The 16,157-nt window shown below is 67.4% G+C and carries 16 protein-coding genes and 1 tRNA gene; 3 read left to right on the plus strand and 14 right to left on the minus strand.

Annotated features, from left to right (window positions below):
- Nucleotides 1–16: 16 nt before the first annotated feature.
- The 14 genes from VJ693_RS23500 to VJ693_RS23565 form a co-directional block, all read right to left on the minus strand.
- The gene (locus VJ693_RS23500) at nt 17–406 is read right to left on the minus strand and encodes a 4a-hydroxytetrahydrobiopterin dehydratase (RefSeq protein ID WP_324158284.1); all 390 of its coding nucleotides are present in this window, start codon (nt 404–406) and stop codon (nt 17–19) included.
- Nucleotides 407–418: 12 nt separating this feature from the next.
- On the minus strand, nt 419–859 hold the full coding sequence (locus VJ693_RS23505) for an Rrf2 family transcriptional regulator (protein ID WP_324158286.1): 441 nt from the start codon (nt 857–859) through the stop codon (nt 419–421).
- Nucleotides 860–906: 47 nt separating this feature from the next.
- Nucleotides 907–3,177 (minus strand): nitric-oxide reductase large subunit, encoded by a 2,271-nt coding sequence (locus VJ693_RS23510; RefSeq protein ID WP_324158288.1) that lies wholly within the window; start codon nt 3,175–3,177, stop codon nt 907–909.
- A 36-nt stretch (nt 3,178–3,213) separates the two neighbouring features.
- Entirely contained in the window at nt 3,214–3,501 is a 288-nt protein-coding gene (locus VJ693_RS23515) for a DUF2249 domain-containing protein (RefSeq protein WP_324158290.1), read from the minus strand.
- A gap of 169 nt (nt 3,502–3,670) precedes the next feature.
- Nucleotides 3,671–3,747 (minus strand) — tRNA-Pro (locus tag VJ693_RS23520).
- Nucleotides 3,748–3,780: 33 nt separating this feature from the next.
- Nucleotides 3,781–4,236 (minus strand): MerR family transcriptional regulator, encoded by a 456-nt coding sequence (locus VJ693_RS23525; protein ID WP_324158292.1) that lies wholly within the window; start codon nt 4,234–4,236, stop codon nt 3,781–3,783.
- 46 nt (nt 4,237–4,282) lie between these two features.
- A complete protein-coding gene (locus tag VJ693_RS23530; protein ID WP_324158353.1) occupies nt 4,283–4,624 on the minus strand; it encodes an integration host factor subunit alpha in 342 nt (113 codons plus the stop codon).
- Nucleotides 4,625–4,696: 72 nt separating this feature from the next.
- Complete coding sequence (pheT, locus tag VJ693_RS23535) at nt 4,697–7,120, minus strand: phenylalanine--tRNA ligase subunit beta (protein WP_324158294.1); 2,424 nt, start codon at nt 7,118–7,120, stop codon at nt 4,697–4,699.
- Nucleotides 7,121–7,176: 56 nt separating this feature from the next.
- Nucleotides 7,177–8,232, minus strand: coding sequence for a phenylalanine--tRNA ligase subunit alpha (gene pheS / locus VJ693_RS23540; protein WP_324158296.1), 1,056 nt, complete (start codon nt 8,230–8,232; stop codon nt 7,177–7,179).
- A gap of 115 nt (nt 8,233–8,347) precedes the next feature.
- Complete coding sequence (rplT, locus tag VJ693_RS23545; protein ID WP_324158298.1) at nt 8,348–8,704, minus strand: 50S ribosomal protein L20; 357 nt, start codon at nt 8,702–8,704, stop codon at nt 8,348–8,350.
- A gap of 29 nt (nt 8,705–8,733) precedes the next feature.
- Nucleotides 8,734–8,937 (minus strand): 50S ribosomal protein L35, encoded by a 204-nt coding sequence (rpmI, locus tag VJ693_RS23550; protein ID WP_324158300.1) that lies wholly within the window; start codon nt 8,935–8,937, stop codon nt 8,734–8,736.
- Nucleotides 8,938–9,071: 134 nt separating this feature from the next.
- Entirely contained in the window at nt 9,072–9,596 is a 525-nt protein-coding gene (gene infC / locus VJ693_RS23555; protein ID WP_324158302.1) for a translation initiation factor IF-3, read from the minus strand.
- A gap of 104 nt (nt 9,597–9,700) precedes the next feature.
- Complete coding sequence (gene thrS / locus VJ693_RS23560) at nt 9,701–11,620, minus strand: threonine--tRNA ligase (protein ID WP_324158304.1); 1,920 nt, start codon at nt 11,618–11,620, stop codon at nt 9,701–9,703.
- A gap of 192 nt (nt 11,621–11,812) precedes the next feature.
- The gene (locus tag VJ693_RS23565; protein ID WP_324158355.1) at nt 11,813–12,883 is read right to left on the minus strand and encodes a patatin-like phospholipase family protein; all 1,071 of its coding nucleotides are present in this window, start codon (nt 12,881–12,883) and stop codon (nt 11,813–11,815) included.
- Between the two features lie 126 nt (nt 12,884–13,009).
- On the opposite strand from VJ693_RS23565, the gene VJ693_RS23570 reads away from it, so the two are divergent.
- Genes VJ693_RS23570 through VJ693_RS23580 form a run of 3 tightly spaced genes read left to right on the plus strand, consistent with a single transcriptional unit; the run spans nt 13,010 to nt 16,133 of the window.
- Nucleotides 13,010–13,783: a class I SAM-dependent methyltransferase gene (locus VJ693_RS23570; protein ID WP_324158305.1), complete on the plus strand. Its 774-nt coding sequence runs from the start codon at nt 13,010–13,012 to the stop codon at nt 13,781–13,783.
- The gene (locus VJ693_RS23575) at nt 13,780–15,105 is read left to right on the plus strand and encodes an NAD(P)/FAD-dependent oxidoreductase (RefSeq protein ID WP_324158307.1); all 1,326 of its coding nucleotides are present in this window, start codon (nt 13,780–13,782) and stop codon (nt 15,103–15,105) included. Before VJ693_RS23570 ends, VJ693_RS23575 begins: the two co-directional genes overlap by 4 nt.
- Nucleotides 15,102–16,133, plus strand: coding sequence for a hypothetical protein (locus VJ693_RS23580; RefSeq protein ID WP_324158308.1), 1,032 nt, complete (start codon nt 15,102–15,104; stop codon nt 16,131–16,133). The genes VJ693_RS23575 and VJ693_RS23580 overlap by 4 nt, the downstream gene beginning before the upstream one ends.
- Nucleotides 16,134–16,157 lie beyond the last annotated feature (24 nt).

Raw genomic sequence — 16,157 nt, forward strand, 5'->3', positions numbered from 1 at the left:
CGGCGCGCTCGGGCACTCAGTCGTACTTCAAGTACTTGAAGCGCGGGTCGTCCGGCGTGCCTTCGAGGGCCGACCCTTCGGCCGCGCCGGGCTGCCACATCACGACCTCCTCGATCTTGGCGGCGAGCTGGAAATCCTTCTCGGTGATGCCCTTGGCCGCGTGGTTCATCAGCTTCACGTTGACGAAGGCGTACGACACCGTCATGTCCGGGTGGTGCCAGGCGGCCTCGGCCAGGTGGCCGACGGTGTTGACGACCATCAGCGTGGCCTTCCAGCCCGAGGTTTTGTACTTGCGGCGGATCCAGCCGTCCTCGAAGGTCCACTTGGGCAGGTCGGCCTTCAGCCGGGCTTCGATTTCCTCGGCCGTATAGACCTCGTCAGCCGTCTTCTTGCGCCATTGGGTCATGGGGGCCCCCGATCATGCCGCCTGGATTTTCAGGATCTTGCCGAGCACCTGGCGGTTGCGCGAGATGTCGGCCAGCGTGTACTTGTCGAGCACAGCATAGAAGGCCAGCACCGCCTCCGCAAGAACCCCCTTGAGCCGGCAGCAGCCCGAGATGAGGCAGCCGCCGCCGTCGTCGGCGAAGCATTCGGCAGGCATGTCGGCACCCTCGGTGCCGCGCACGACCTGCCCGATGCAGATGTCCGCCGGCGCCTTGGCCAGCGTCATGCCGCCGCCCTTGCCCCGGACGGTCTCGATCCAGCCGTGCTTGCCCAGGTGGTGGACGACCTTTGTCAGGTGGTTTTCGGACACGTCGAAGGCGCTCGCAATCTCTGCAATCGTGGCCCGGCGCCCCGGCTCGGCGGCCAGGAAGAGCAAGACGCGCAGGCTGTAGTCGGTGAAGCCGGTGAGTTTCATGGTGCGCAAAGAATAAAGGAGGGCGGATGCCCTCCTCTTGTCGTGCCTCAGCGCTTGGCCGTGGCAGGGATCGCCCCGACGGGCACCCTCGCGGATGCCGAGGGCCTGAGCAGGCGCCACGCATACACCGCGAGCAGCACGCTGCCGGCGGCGAACACGATGTCACCCGGTACCCGCAGCCACACCAGCGTCTCCATCACCTGGGAGTGGATGATCTCCGGCGAGCGGGCGAACCACAGGCCCTTGCTGATGCTCGCCCAGGCCTGGTAGATGCCGGCGGGCAGCAGCGACAGGAACACCATCATCCCCAGCCCGATGTTCAGGCTCCAGAAGGCCGGCTTCAGGAACTGGTCGGCATGCAGATGGCGCTCGTACAGGCCGCGCAGGCAGAACAGCAGCAGGCCGATGCCCAGCATGCCGTACACGCCGAACAGCGCCGCGTGGCCGTGAGCCGCCGTCATGTTCAGCCCTTGCACGTAGTACAGCGACGCCGGCGGGTTGATCGCGAAGCCCAGCAGGCCGGCGCCTACGGTGTTCCAGAAGCCCACCGCGACGAACGACAGGATGACCCACTTGTAGGCACCCAGCCAGGCGACGCCCTTGGCCCTGCGGTAGGTCTGCAGCGCTTCGAGGCCGATCAGCGTCAGCGGCACCACTTCGAGGGCCGAGAAGACCGAGCCCACGGCGATGACCGAGGTCGGCGTGCCCGTCCAGTACAGGTGATGCAGGGTGCCCAGGATGCCGCCGAACAGGAACACGATGGTCTCGGCAATGATGGCGCGGTTGGCCGAAGCCGCCCGGACCAGGCCCAGGTTCGTGAAGATCAGCGCGACGACCGCGGTGGCGAACACTTCGAAGAAGCCTTCGACCCACAGGTGCACCAGCCACCAGCGCCAGTACTCGATCATCGCGTAGTGGGTGTGCTGGCCCCAGGTCAGCGAGGTCGCGTAGAAGCCGCCGATGCAGGTCGCCGACAGGAACACCATGGCGATGAGGCCGCGGGTCTCCGAGGGCTTCTTCAGCGCCGGCCACAGCGCGCGGCCGAGCAGGAAGACCCAGAACAGCAGGCCGACGAACAGCAGCAACTGCCACACGCGGCCCATGCTCGTGAACTCGAGGCCCTGGTTGCCCACCCAGAAGCTGAAGTCGACGCCGCGGTGCTGCAGCGTGCCCAGCCAACCGGTGATGGTCGAGCCGAGGACCACGACGAGCAGCGCATAGAACAGCGCATCGACGCCGAGCTTCTGCAGCTTCGGCTCGCGGCCGGACAGCAGCGGCGCAACGTACAAGCCCGTGGCCAGCCAGGCGGTTGCGATCCAGAAGATGCCGACCTGCGTGTGGATGGTTCGGCTGACCGTGTAAGGCAGCACCTCGGCCAGCGGGATGCCGAAGAACGCCTGGCCTTCGACCGCGTAGTGCGCGGTGATCGCGCCCATGCCGATCTGCAGCAGCATCAGGCCGATGACGACGAAGAAGTACTTGCGCGTGGCCTTCATCGACGGCGTGGCCTTGGCGCCCAGCAGCGGGTCGGCGGCAGGCACCTTGGCCTGCTCCTCGTGTGCGTCGCCCTTGTGCAGCCACAGCATCGCGGCGATGCCCGCCAGCAGCAGGATGATGCTGACCATCGACCACATCGCGGCCGAGGTCGACATCGTGTTGCCCACGAGCGGCTCGTGCGGCCAGTTGCTGGTGTACGAGAGCTCGGTCTCGTCAGGGCGGTTGGTGGCCGCGGCCCAGGAGGTCCAGAAGAAGAACGCGGCCAGCGCCTGGCGGTCCGTCTTCTCGGGCAGCGCGCCTTCGGTCATCGCGTACTGGTCGCGCAGATGGGCCAGCGACGGTTCGGTGCCGAACAGGCCCTCGAAGTGGTCCGCCACGGCGCGAATGGCCTGCGCCCGCTCCTGGCTGACGGTCACGACGCCGGTCGCCGGCTCATAGGTGTTGCGGCGCATCTCGTCGCGCACGCGGGCGTCGACGGCCGCCTTGTCGGCCGGCGCCATCGCATCACCACCCTGCTGGGCCTTGCGTATGGCCTGCAGCGCAACGGCCTCGCGGTGCAGCCAGTCGGCGGACCAGTCGGGTGCCACGTAGCTGCCATGGCCCCAGACGGTGCCCAGTTGCTGGCCGCCGGCCGACATCCAGGCCTGCTGGCCGTATTGGATCTGCTCGCCGGTGAAGAGCACTTCACCGTCGGTGGTGGTCACGGCCGTCGGGATCGGTGGCGCGGCCAGGTAGATCTGCCATCCGAGGTAGCCAAGCGCCCCGAATGACAGCACGAAGATGAGGCCGAGCCATCGCCACAGCCTGCTGGTCGATTTCATGATGGTCTTCCTTGGGTTGGATGTTCGTCGAGGCGATCAGGCGCCACCGCAGCTGCCGCAGCAGCGTCCGTCGCTGTGCGCGCCGCCGTGCTTCTGGATGCGCACGCGCCACAGCTCCGGGCCGGCCTGCAGGTAACCCCAGGAGAACTGCCCCGGCATTTCGGCCTGGAACTGGTGGTACAGGGGCCGAGGGTCATGGTCGTTGACGAGCTCGAGGGCTTCCCCTGCCGCGAGCCCCCTGAAGGTCGAGAAGATCAGCGGATGGCGCTCGCGCGGGGGAATCTCGCGAACATCGATCGTGGTGCCTTGGGTGCTGTGAGTCATGGTCGCTTCCGACGGGTGGTTAAAGGTGTATTTCTAATGCACCTATTGTCGGAACGACGAACTCGCGAGGGTTTGATGCTCGTCAACGTCTGGCCTTGCGTGATGGCAAGGCCGGCCAAAAAAGCAAAAGGCCCGGTGTCCTTTCAGACACCGGGCCTTCGCGTATCAATGGTCGGGGTGGCGGGATTCGAACTCGCGACCCCTTGCACCCCATGCAAGTGCGCTACCAGGCTGCGCTACACCCCGACGAAGCTGGCAGTATACCCTGGGAAATGGGTCTCAGAAGACCAGCAGCTCGCGAATGGCCAGGAGCTCGTCGCGCACTTGCTCGACGCTCGGGTTGGCTGGCAGCACCGGCAGGCGCAGCTCGGCCGTGGCGCCATGGCTCAAGGCGGCCATCGCGACCGACGAGGACATCGCCGTGCCGGAAGCGTGCGCATCGTGCAGGGCCGCATCGGCGGCTTCGTGCACGGAGGCCTCGGAAAGCCGGTTGCGCGCACCGCTGATCGTGAAGCCCTGGTCGTACAGCAGGTCGCGGATGCGTCGGATCAGCAGCACCTCGTGGTGCTGGTAGTAGCGCCGGTTGCCGCGCCGCTTCATCGGCTTGAGCTGCGTGAACTCCTGTTCCCAGTACCGCAGCACATACGGCTTGACGCCGCACAGCTCGCTCACCTCACCGATCGTGAAGTAGCGCTTGGGCGGGATGGCGGGCAGGCGTAAGGCCCCGGAGTCCATGGAATTCGGGTGCGAAATCAAAGCGCTTCGATGAAGTGCTCAGACTTTACTCGAACTCCTCCGCAGGGGGCATGTCGCCCTGAACAATTGCTTTCAATTTGTGACTTGCGTGGAAAGTCACCACATTGCGTGCCTTGATCGGGATCGGCTCGCCGGTGCGCGGGTTGCGACCGGGCCGCGGCGCTTTGCGGCGGATCGCGAAGTTGCCGAAGCCGGAAAGCTTCACGTCCGTCCCCTGCACCAGGGCCTCGTTGACGATCTCGAAGAAGGCCTCGACCATGTCCTTGGATTCGCGCTTGTTCAGGCCCAGGCGCTCGAACAGCAGTTCGGCCAGCTCGGCCTTGGTCAGGGTCGGCGTTTCGAGCGAAGGAAGGATGACGCGGTCCATCGGCGTTGTCGTATCGGTCTTGTCGAGCGGGTCTGGCAAGGAGGAGTCGATCGGCATGGCCCGGCTTCCTGGTCAGGCGCGCAGGCGCGCACCGTGTGCGGCCTGCACGCGGGCCACCGCCTCGGCCACGCTGGCGTCGATGCGGTCGTCGGTGAGCGTGGTTTCGTCGTCAAGCAGTTCGAGCCGCACGGCCAGGCTGCGATGGCCCGCCGGGATGTCGACGCTCGGCGATGCGGGCTTGTAGATGTCGAACAGCGTGGCGCGGCGCACCAGGCCGGCCGCGTCGGCGCGCAGCGTGGACACCAGGGCGTCGTGGCCGACCTGCTCGGAGACAACCAGCGCGAGGTCGCGCGACACCGCCTGCTGACGCGGCACCGCACGGGCCTGCGGCACCTCACGTTGCTGCACCGCCGCGAGGTCCAGCTCGAACAGCATCGGCGCGTGCGGCAGCTCGTAGGCCTGGCGCCACTTCGGATGCAGCTCGCCGACGTGACCGATCACCGCGCCGTCGAGTTCGACCGCGGCACAGCGGCCCGGGTGCATCGCCGGATGTTCGGCCGGCACGAAGCGCGCCGTGCGCGGCGCCAGCAGCGCTTCGACGTCGCCCTTGACGTCGAAGAAGTCGGCCGGCTTGTCGCCCAGGCCCCATTGCAGCGTTGCATCCGCGCCGTAGGCCAGGCCGGCCACGCGCATCGGCTGCGCGACACCGCGCACGCTGGTGTCGCCATCGGCCACGCTCGCATCACGGCGGAACACACGGCCCAGTTCGCACACGCGCACCCGGGTGGCCTTGCGCGACAGGTTGTAGCGCAGCACCTGGATCAGGCTGCCGACGAGGCTGGAGCGCATCACCGCCAGCGGCGCCGCGATCGGGTTCAGCACCTTGATCGGATCGAGGTTGCCGGCGAGCTCGTGCTCCCAGCGTTGCTCGACGAAGCTGAAGTTGATCGTCTCCTGGTAGCCCAGGCGCGCCAGCGCATGGCGAACCGCATGCGGGCCGCGCAGCGACTCGGGGCGCACGCGCGCCATCACAGGCGCCTTGGGCGGGGTGGCGGGCAGGCGGTCGTAGCCGAGCACGCGTGCGACTTCTTCGATCAGGTCTTCCTCGATCGCGATGTCGAAGCGCCAGCTCGGCGGCGTCACGGTCAGCACGCCCTCGCCTTCGGTGAAGACGAGGCCGAGCCGGCGCAGCACGCCGGCGCATTCTTCCTGCGTGACCGGCATGCCGATCACCTTGGCGGCGCGGGCGACACGCAGCGTGACCGGCTTGGCCTCGGGCAGCGCCCCCCGCCAATCGGTCATCGGGCCGGCCTCGCCGCCGCAGATGTCCTGCACCAGCCGCGTGATGTGCTCGATGTGCTCGACCGTCAGCGCGGGGTCGACGCCACGCTCAAAGCGGTGGCCCGCATCGGTCGAGAAGGTGTAGCGGCGCGAGCGGCCGGCCACCGCGTTGGGCCACCAGAAGGCAGCCTCGATGTAGATGTTCTTCGTGTCGTCGGAGACGGCCGTCGAATCGCCGCCCATGATGCCGGCCAGCGACTCGACCTGGGCATCGTCGGCGATCACGCCGACCTGGCTGTCGAGCTCGATCGTGTTGCCGTTGAGCAGCTTCAGCGTCTCGCCCTCGCGCCCCCAGCGCACCGTCAGCCCGCCGTGGATCTTGTCGAGATCGAAGATGTGCGAGGGCCTGCCGAACTCGAACATCACGTAGTTCGAGATGTCGACCAGCGCCGACACGCTGCGCTGGCCGCAACGCGCCAGCCGCTCGACCATCCAGGCCGGCGTCGCTGCCGTCGGGTTCACGCCGCGCACGACGCGGCCGGAGAAGCGCCCGCACAGGTCGGCCGCCTCCACCTTGACCGGCAGGCGCTGGTCGTTGGCCGGCGCGACGGCGGGAAAGCTCGGCGTCTTCAGCGGGGTACCGGTCAGCGCCGAGACCTCGCGTGCGATGCCGTAAACCGACAGCCCGTGGGCCAGGTTCGGCGTGAGCTTGAGGGTGAACAGCGTGTCGTCGAGCGACAGGTAGTCGCGCACGCTCTGGCCGAGCGGTGCATCGGCCGGCAGTTCCAGCAGGCCGCCGTGGTCCTCCGACAGCTTCAGCTCGCGCGCCGAGCACAACATGCCGAAGCTTTCGACACCGCGCAGCTTGCCGACCTTGATCTCGAAGGGCTGGCCGTCCTCGCCCGGCGGCAGCTTCGCGCCCACCAGCGCCAGCGGCACGCGAATGCCCACACGGGCGTTCGGCGCACCGCAGACGATCTGCAGCAGGCCATCCTTGCTGTGCGGGCCGGCGTCGACGCGGCACACGCGCAGCCGATCGGCGTTCGGGTGCTGTTCGGCCTCGACGATCTCGGCCACGACGATGCCCGAGAACGGCGGCGCCACCGGCCGCAGCTCTTCGACCTCCATGCCGGACATGGTCAGCAGATCGGCCAGTTCGGCCGTGCTCAGCGGGGGGTTGCAGAACTCGCGCAACCAGGATTCTGGGAATTGCATGGGAAACGGTTTCGGGCGTCGTGGTTCGGGGCCGCGTCGTGCGGGCGCTCAATGCATCACTGGAACTGCGACAGGAAGCGCAGGTCACCGTCGAAGAACAGGCGCAGGTCGTTGACGCCGTAACGCAGCATCGTGAGCCGGTCAGGGCCCATGCCGAAGGCAAAGCCGATGTAGCGCTCGGGGTCGAGCCCGAAATTGCGCACGACGTTCGGGTGCACCTGGCCCGAGCCGGCCACCTCCAGCCAGCGGCCCTTCAACGGGCCGTGGGCGAAGGCGATGTCGACCTCGGCCGAAGGCTCGGTGAACGGGAAGAACGACGGCCGGAAGCGGATGTCGAGCTCATCGGTCTCGAAGAAGGTGCGGAAGAAATCGGCGAAGACCGCCTTCAGGTCCTTGAAGCTGACGTTCTCGCCGATCCACAGGCCTTCGCACTGGTGGAACATCGGCGAGTGCGTCGCGTCGCTGTCGACGCGGTAGGTACGCCCCGGCGCGATCACGCGGATCTCGGGGATCGGCGCACCCTGGGCCAGCGCCTCGGCGTGGCGCGCCGCGTGAGCACGCGCGTAGCGCACCTGCATCGGGCTGGTGTGAGGGCGCAGGTTCAGCCAGCGGCCGCCCTCGTCCTTCATGTCGACGTAGAAGGTGTCCTGCATCGAACGCGCCGGGTGGTTCTCCGGGTTGTTCAGCGCGGTGAAGCTCATCCAGTCGGTCTCGATCTCGGGGCCGTCGGCCACATCGAAACCCATCGAGCCGAAGATCGCCTCGATGCGCTCCATCGTGCGCGACACCGGGTGCAGGCCACCCAGGCCGCGCTGGCGGCCCGGCAGCGTCACGTCGAGCGCCTCGGCCTTCAGCTGCGCTTCGAGTTCGGCCGCCGCCAGCTTCTCGCGGCTGGCGGTGAGCTCGGCTTCGATGCGCTGCTTGGTCTGGTTGATCTCGGCGCCGCGGGCCTTCTTCTCGTCGGCGGCCAGTGCGGCCAGTCCCTTGAGCAGTTCGGTCACGCGGCCGGACTTGCCGAGATAGCGTGCCTTGGCGTTTTCCAGCTCGGCCGGCGTGGCGGCGGCCGCGAAATCGGCCTGCGCAGCGCCCACCAGTTGATCGAGGTCGTTCATTCGTGTCGGACGGACAAAACAAAACAAAAAAGGCCGCACCTGCAGGTGACGGCCTTCGAGTGCCTGGTGGCCCCCGACCACCCTGTTGCCAGGGCGGCCGTGAACCAGCGCGACATCAGCTCAGCTGGGCCTTCACCTTGTCGACGATGGCGGCAAAAGCGGCCGGATCGTGAATCGCCATGTCCGACAGAACCTTGCGGTCCAGGTCGATCTGGGCCTTCTTCAGGCCAGCGATGAACTTGCTGTAGGTCAGGCCCAGACCGCGCGTGGCAGCGTTGATACGGGCGATCCACAGCTGGCGGAAGACGCGCTTCTTGGTGCGGCGATCACGGTAGGCGTATTGGCCCGCCTTCATCACCGCCTGCTTGGCGATGCGGAAGACGTTCTTGCGGCGACCACGGAAGCCCTTGGCCAGGGCCAGGATCTTCTTGTGACGGGCGCGGGCGGTTACACCACGTTTGACGCGAGGCATGCTTGGTTTCCTTTCAGTCCGTCAGAAGCTCAGAGGCCAGCGAAGGGCAGCATCGCAGCGATGTGGCCCATGTTGGTCTCGTGCACGTTGGCGGCGCCACGCAGATGGCGCTTGTTCTTCGTGGTCTTCTTGGTGAGGATGTGGCGCTTGAACGCCTGACCGCGCTTGACGGTGCCACCCGGACGGACGCGGAAGCGCTTCTTGGCCCCGCTCTTGGTCTTCATTTTGGGCATGACTGCTCCTTGTGAATTGCCTTGGCTGGGCGGTCAGCGCGGATGCGCTGGCACTTGACGAGCCTGCCGAGGCTTCTGCATCGACCCGGCGGCGACCAAACCACCGGGCGAATCCTTCGAATCGACTACAACCGTTACTTCTTCTTCGGCGCCAGCACCATGATCATCTGGCGCCCTTCCAGCTTGGGCATGTGTTCGACGATGGCCACGTCGGCCAGTTCGTCGCGGATGCGCTCGAGCAACCGCATGCCGATGTCCTGGTGGGTGATCTCGCGGCCACGAAACCGCAAGGTCACCTTGCCCTTGTCACCGTCTTCGGCGATGAAGCGGCGCAGGTTGCGCATCTTGATCGCGTAGTCGCCTTCGTCGGTGCCCGGGCGGAACTTGACTTCCTTGACCTCGATGACCTTCTGCTTGGACTTCGCTTCCGCGGCGCGCTTCTGTTCCTGGTACTTGAACTTGCCGTAGTCCATCAGCCGGCAGACCGGCGGATCGGCGGTGGCGGCAATCTCGACCAGGTCCACGTCGGCTTCGGCAGACAGCCGCAAGGCCTCCTGAATGGGAACGATGCCCAGAGGCTCGTTGTCGACGCCGTTCAGGCGCACATTCAGGGCGGTGATCTCACGGTTCAGTCGATGCTTGCGCTCGACATTGGGCATCCGGCGATCAGCAAAGGTAGCGATGGTTCAAACCCCTCAAACAGGCCCTGAGGCAAGTGCAGGACCCGGCAAAAACTTTCGGCGAACGAAAACCGAGGCAAGACTCAGACCTTGGCCGCGATGTCGCCTGCGAGCTTCGATTGGAAGTCTGCGAGGGACATCACGCCCAGATCTTGGTTGCCTCGGGCGCGCACCGCGACGGCCCCGCTTGCCTTCTCCTTGTCGCCTACGACGAGGATGTACGGGACCTTTTGCAACGAATGCTCGCGTATTTTATACGTGATCTTTTCGTTGCGCAAATCGGCCTCAGCCCTAACTCCTTGTTTTTTCAGCGATTTCACGACGGAAACCACGTAGTCGGCCTGGGCATCGGTGATCGACGACACCACCACCTGCGTCGGCGCGAGCCACGCGGGCAGCGCACCGGCGTGCTGCTCGATCAGGATCCCGATGAAACGCTCGAGGCTGCCGACGATGGCCCGGTGCAGCATCACGGGCGTCTTGCGCTCGCCCGATTCGGCCACGTACTCGGCACCCAGGCGCTCGGCCATGAAGAAGTCGACCTGCATCGTGCCGCACTGCCATTCGCGGCCGAGCGCGTCCTTCAGCGTGTATTCGATCTTCGGGCCGTAGAAGGCGCCATCGCCCGGCGAGATGACGAACTCGCAGCCCGAGCGGCGCAGGCTCTCCATCAGCGCGTGCTCGGCCTTGTCCCAGCTTTCCTCGGCACCGATGCGCTGCTCCGGCCGCGTCGCGACCTTGTAGAGGATGTTCGTGAAGCCGAAGTCGGCGTAGACCTTCTGCAGCAGCGCCGTGTAGGCCACGCACTCGTCGAGGATCATGTCCTCCGTGCAGAAGATGTGGCCGTCGTCCTGCGTGAAGCCGCGCACCCGCATGATGCCGTGCAGCCCGCCCGTGGGCTCGTTGCGGTGGCATTGGCCGAATTCACCATAGCGCAGCGGCAGGTCACGGTAGCTCTTGATGCCCTGCTTGTAGATCAGGATGTGGCCAGGGCAGTTCATCGGCTTGAGCGCGTAATCGCGCTTCTCCGACTCCGTCGTGAACATGTTCTCGCGGTACTTCTGCCAATGACCCGTCTTCTCCCAGAGCGACTTGTCCAGGATCTGCGGGCCCTTGACCTCGAGGTAGCCGTTGTCGCGGTAGACCTGCCGCATGTACTGCTCGACGCACTGCCAGACCGACCAGCCCTTGGGGTGCCAGAACACCGTGCCGGGCGAATGCTCGTCGAGATGGAACAGGTCGAGCTCGCGGCCGAGGCGGCGGTGGTCGCGCTTCTCGGCCTCCTCCAGCATCGTCAGGTACTTCTGCAGGTCGTCCTTGCTCGCCCAGGCCGTGCCGTAGATGCGCTGCAGCATCTCGTTGCGGTGATCGCCGCGCCAGTAGGCCCCGGCCACCTTCATCAGCTTGAAGTGCTTGAGCTTGCCCGTGGAGGGCACGTGCGGGCCGCGGCACAGATCCTCAAACTTGCCTTCGCGGTACAGCGAGACGTCCTCGCCGGCCGGGATCGAGCCGATGATCTCGGCCTTGTAGTGCTCGCCGAGCGCGCTGAAGTGCGCCACGGCTTCGTCGCGTGGCAGCACGCGGCGAACGACCGGCTCGTCCTTCTTCGCCAGCTCCGTCATCTTGGCCTCGATCGCGGCCAGGTCCTCGGGCGTGAACGGGCGCTTGTACGAGAAGTCGTAGTAGAAGCCGTTCTCGATGACCGGGCCGATCGTCACCTGCGCGTCGGGGAAGAGCTCCTTGACCGCATAGGCCAGCAGGTGGGCCGTCGAGTGGCGGATCAGGTCCAGCCCATCGGCGTCCTTGTCCGTCACGATCGCCAGCGCCGTGTCGGCCTCGATCAGGTGGCTCGTGTCGACCAGGCGCGCCTCGGCGCCATGGCCGACGCGACCACCGAGGGCCGCCTTGGCCAGGCCGGGGCCGATCGAGGCAGCCACCTCGGCCACCGTCAGCGGGCCCGGGTATTCGCGCTGCGAGCCATCGGGCAATGAGATCTTGATCATTTGAAGTTCCAAACAAAAAGCGCGGCTGGATGGCCGCGCTTCGTGAGAGAGAAAGTAAGGACGAGTCCGAACGAGCCGCGGCCGACTAGGAAACCTTTCCGAAGGTCGTAGTTCGCGGTGTCATAACCCGTGCTGCCTTTCCTGCTCTTGCTGGTTGAGTGCGGGAATTGTAGACCGAGCCGCCCGCAGGCCCTAAAGCGCCTCTGCGTCGATGGGCCTGCCCGACACCACCAGCGTCGCGAATTCGTCGGCCAGGCGCTGGCTCTCTGCCAGGGCCCGGCGCCAGGCGGCCTGGCGGCCCGCCACATCGCGACCGTAGCGCTGGAAGTCGCTGCGGTCGGGCAGCCGCCCGCCGGGCAGCGTCGACACCCATTCGGCCCGTGGCGCCAGCACGACCAGCCGATCGAGTGCAGCGGTGGAGCGGTGACGGTGGCGCAGCGATTTGTCCAGCCACCCCGGCACCACGCTGGCCTGGAAATGCGGGTACAGCGCGAGACCATCCGCCAGCGCGTCATAGCGCCAGTGCAGGTGGTAGTCGGTCAGGCCACCGTCCCAGTAGGCGCCTGGCGGTGCGCCGGGCACGTCGGGCACCGACTTCATCCAGAACGGGATCGAGCAGCTGGCGACCACCGCCTCGTGGAAGTTCACCGGCGTCAATGCCACCCGGTGGCTGCGGTAGTCGGTCAGCGGAAAGGGCAGCTCGTCGCGCGGGTCGCTGAAGACCACCCGCTCCAGCCATGCACCGAGCGCACGGCGGGCCAGCAGATTGGTGGCGTAGGCCCCTACGAAGCCGGCCGGCGTGCGCCAACGTCCCTCGCGGTGCAGCACATGCCGGCCGCGGCTGGCCACCACGTGCAGGCGGAACGCGGGGTGCGACAGGACCGCCGGCTCCCGGCCCGCGAAATGCAGTTTCACCGTGTCGCGGAAATCGTCGCTGATGACCTGGGCGCCGGGGCGGCGGTCGCCGCCGCGGAAGTAGTCGGCTCCGATGTAGTCCTCTGCCAGCCGGGCGAGCGCGCGGTCCGCGTCGGGCATGCAGGCTGCGGCCATGCGCCAGGCACCGATGGAAGCGCCGATGAGGTGCACCGGCTGGTCGGCCCCGCGCAGCCAGTCGCCGAACAGATACCGGTCCAGCGGGTTCAGGGCCAGGCCCTTGGGCCCGCCTGCGGCGCCCGGCACCGCGCGGACGTCCTCCGGCCGCAAGCCCCGCTGTCGCAGATGCTCGCGCGCCGTCGGGCCGGCCAGCACGCGCAGGGCTCGCAGCCCTCGATTCAATGGGTCGATCACGGTCGTGTATGGGATGTCTGGATGCGCCACCGGATCGGGAGATACCCCCTGTCTTCGGGGGCGAAGGCGTGAGTCATCTCCAAGGCGTTGCAGAATCGCGCCATGAGCGCACCCTCGAATGCCGAGCCCCCTGCGGGCCAGACCCTGCAGCCCCACGGCACGCTGACCGAATATTACGAGAGCAAGGACAAGAAGCGCGATTTCGTCCAGCGCATCTTCGACGGCACCGCCGTCGACTACGACCGCATCGAGCGCATCCTGGCGTTCGGCAGCGGCCCGTGGTATCGCCGCCAGGCGCTGCAGCGCGCGGGGCTGCGCGCCGGCGCGCAGGTGCTGGACGTGGGCACCGGCACCGGCCTGGTCGCCCACGAGGCGCTCAAGCTGATCGGCCCCCAGGGCTCGGTCGTCGGCGTCGACCCGAGCCCCGGCATGATGGGCCAGGCGCACCTGCCGGGCGTCGAGCTGCTGCAGGGCTTCGCCGAAGCCATTCCCCGGCCCGATGCGAGCGCCGATTTCCTGAGCATGGGCTATGCGCTGCGCCACCTGGGCGACGTGCGCCCGGCCTTCGCCGAGTTCCACCGCACGCTCAAGCCCGGTGGCCGCCTGCTGATTCTGGAAATCACCCGGCCGAGATCACGCTTCGGCATGGCACTGCTCAAGGGCTACATGCGCTTGGTGGTGCCGACCATCGCCCGCTTCGTCTGCAAGGGCACCGACACGCCGTTGTTGTGGCGCTATTACTGGGACACCATCGAGGCCTGCATCGCGCCTGACGCGGTCGTGCAGGCGCTGAAGGATGCCGGTTTCACCGACGTCAAACGTTACGTCGAGCTGGGCATCTTCTCCGAGTTCACCGCCACCAAACCGCAGGCATGAGCACGGTCGAAGCTTGCGACGTCCTGGTCATCGGCGGCGGGCCGGCCGGCTCGACGGCCGCCACCTTGCTCGCCCGCCAGGGCCGGCGGGTGGTGGTGGTCGACAAGGCGCACCACCCGCGCTTTCACATCGGTGAATCGCTGTTGCCGTCGAACGTCGCCTTGTTCGAACGGCTGGGTCTGCGCGAGGAGGTCGAACGCATCGGCATGCCCAAATGGGGCATCGAGTTCGTCTCGCCCGAACATGCCCACCACAGCTTCCTCGAGTTCGGCGACGCGTGGGACAAGTCCATGCCCTACGCCTGGCAGGTGCGCCGATCCGAGCTGGACGAGTTGATGTTTCGCCATGCGGCCCGGGCCGGTGCCGAGGCCATCGAGGGCTGCCGCGTGCGCGAGGTGAATTTCGATGCCGACGGCGCCGACGTCCTCGCGACGCTGGCCGATGGCGCCGAGCGACGCTGGCGTGCGCGTTACGTGATCGACGCATCCGGCCGCGACACGCTGCTGGCCGGCCAATTGGGCACCAAGCAGAAGATGGCCGAGCACAACAGTGCGGCGCTGTACGGCCACTTCACCGGTGCCGAGCGCCTTCCGGGCAAGCAGGCCGGCAACATCAGCATCTTCTGGTTCCGCCACGGCTGGTTCTGGTTCATCCCCTTGGCGGACGGCGCCACCAGCGTCGGCGCGGTGTGCTGGCCGCACTACCTGAAGTCGCGCGACAAGCCGCTGGCCGAGTTCTTCGCGGACACGATTGCCCTTTGCCCGGAGCTGCAACAACGCCTGGCCGGCGCCACGCTGGTGGATGGCGCCGTGCATGCGACCGGCAACTATTCGTACCGAAGCCGCAGCTGCACGGGTGACCACTTCGCGCTGGTCGGCGACGCCTACGCCTTCGTCGACCCGGTGTTCTCGTCGGGCGTGTACCTCGCCATGCAAGGCGCCTTCGGCGTGGCCGACCTCGTCGCCGCCCGGCTCGACCGGCCCGCCGAATACGCTCGCGAACAGCGCCGCTACGAGGCCATGATGGCCAAGGGGCCGCGCGTCTTCTGCTGGTTCATCTTCCGCGTCACCAACCCGACGATCCGCAATCTCTTCATGAACCCGGCCAATCCCTGGCGCGTGAAGGAAGCGGTACTGTCGCTGCTGGCCGGCGACATCTTCGGCGAGACCCCCATCTGGCGTTCCCTGCGCATGTTCAAGGCCGTCTACTACGTCAACCAGATCCTGCATTTGCGGCGCACCATCGCCACATGGCGCCGCCGCCGCGCGAACATCCGCGACGTCGGGCCGCTGCGGGGCGAGAACGTGCTGGAGGCCCGGTGAGGAGCCCGGTCCACGTGGGCGCGGCGCTGGCCGCGCAGCGCCTGGTGCGCCTGGAAGCCGCCGCGGCCTTGTCGGATGCCGGGCAATTGCTCGGCGGCGTCGGCTACCAGGCCCTGTCCGGCGTGGTGCCGGCCGCGCTGGCTCTGGGGCCCATGCCCGCCTTGTCGCCCAATGCCGGCGAGATCGATGCGTGGCTCGTCGACGGGCCGGTGCGGCTGGGCGAATCGGCGCCCGTGCGCTGGGCGACTGACGGCCAATGGCTGTTCGGCGCCTACGACAGCACCGAGGACGAGGCCCGTGGCGATCTCGACGCGCTGGTGCACGAAGCCTACCGCGCCATCTTCGCTTCGCTCGAAGCGGCCGGCGTGCCGCACCTGGTGCGCCTGTGGAACTACCTGCCCGGCATCAACCGCGAGCAATCGGGCCTCGAGCGCTACCGGCAGTTCAACCTCGGCCGGCAACAGGCCTTCTTGAACGCCCGGCGCGATGCCTTCGCCGGGGCTCCGGCCGCCTGCGCGCTCGGCACGGTCGACGGCCCGTTGCGCATCCGTTTTCTCGCCGGCCGCGTGGCACCGGTGCCGCTGGAGAACCCGCGCCAGGTGCCCGCATGGCGATACCCGGCGGAGTTCGGCCCCCGCAGCCCCACCTTCTCGCGGGCGGTGCTGCTGCCATGCGCGCCGGGCCGCATCGCGCTGCTGGTGTCGGGCACGGCAAGCATCGTCGGCAGCGCCAGCGTGCACCCCGGCGACATTCCGCGGCAAGTGGAAGAAACGCTGCGCAACCTGAACGCGGTGGTCGGTGCCGCCCATGAGCGCTGCGGCGCCCGTTTTTCGGTCAGCGACATGACCTGCACGGTCTACGTGCGACATGCGGCCGACGCCGATCTGGTACGGCGCAGTTTCGAAGCGGGTGTGGGTGCCAATTCGCCGGCCGCACGCCGAGCGATCTATGTCCAGGCCGACATCTGCCGCAGCGACCTGTTGCTCGAGATCGAGGCCCACGCCACGGCCGACGGGGCGCTCGTCTGATGGCCCGCCCGGCACCATGCCGGC

It is taken from the genome of Ideonella sp. (assembly GCF_035254525.1).
Classification (GTDB): domain Bacteria; phylum Pseudomonadota; class Gammaproteobacteria; order Burkholderiales; family Burkholderiaceae_C; genus Ideonella.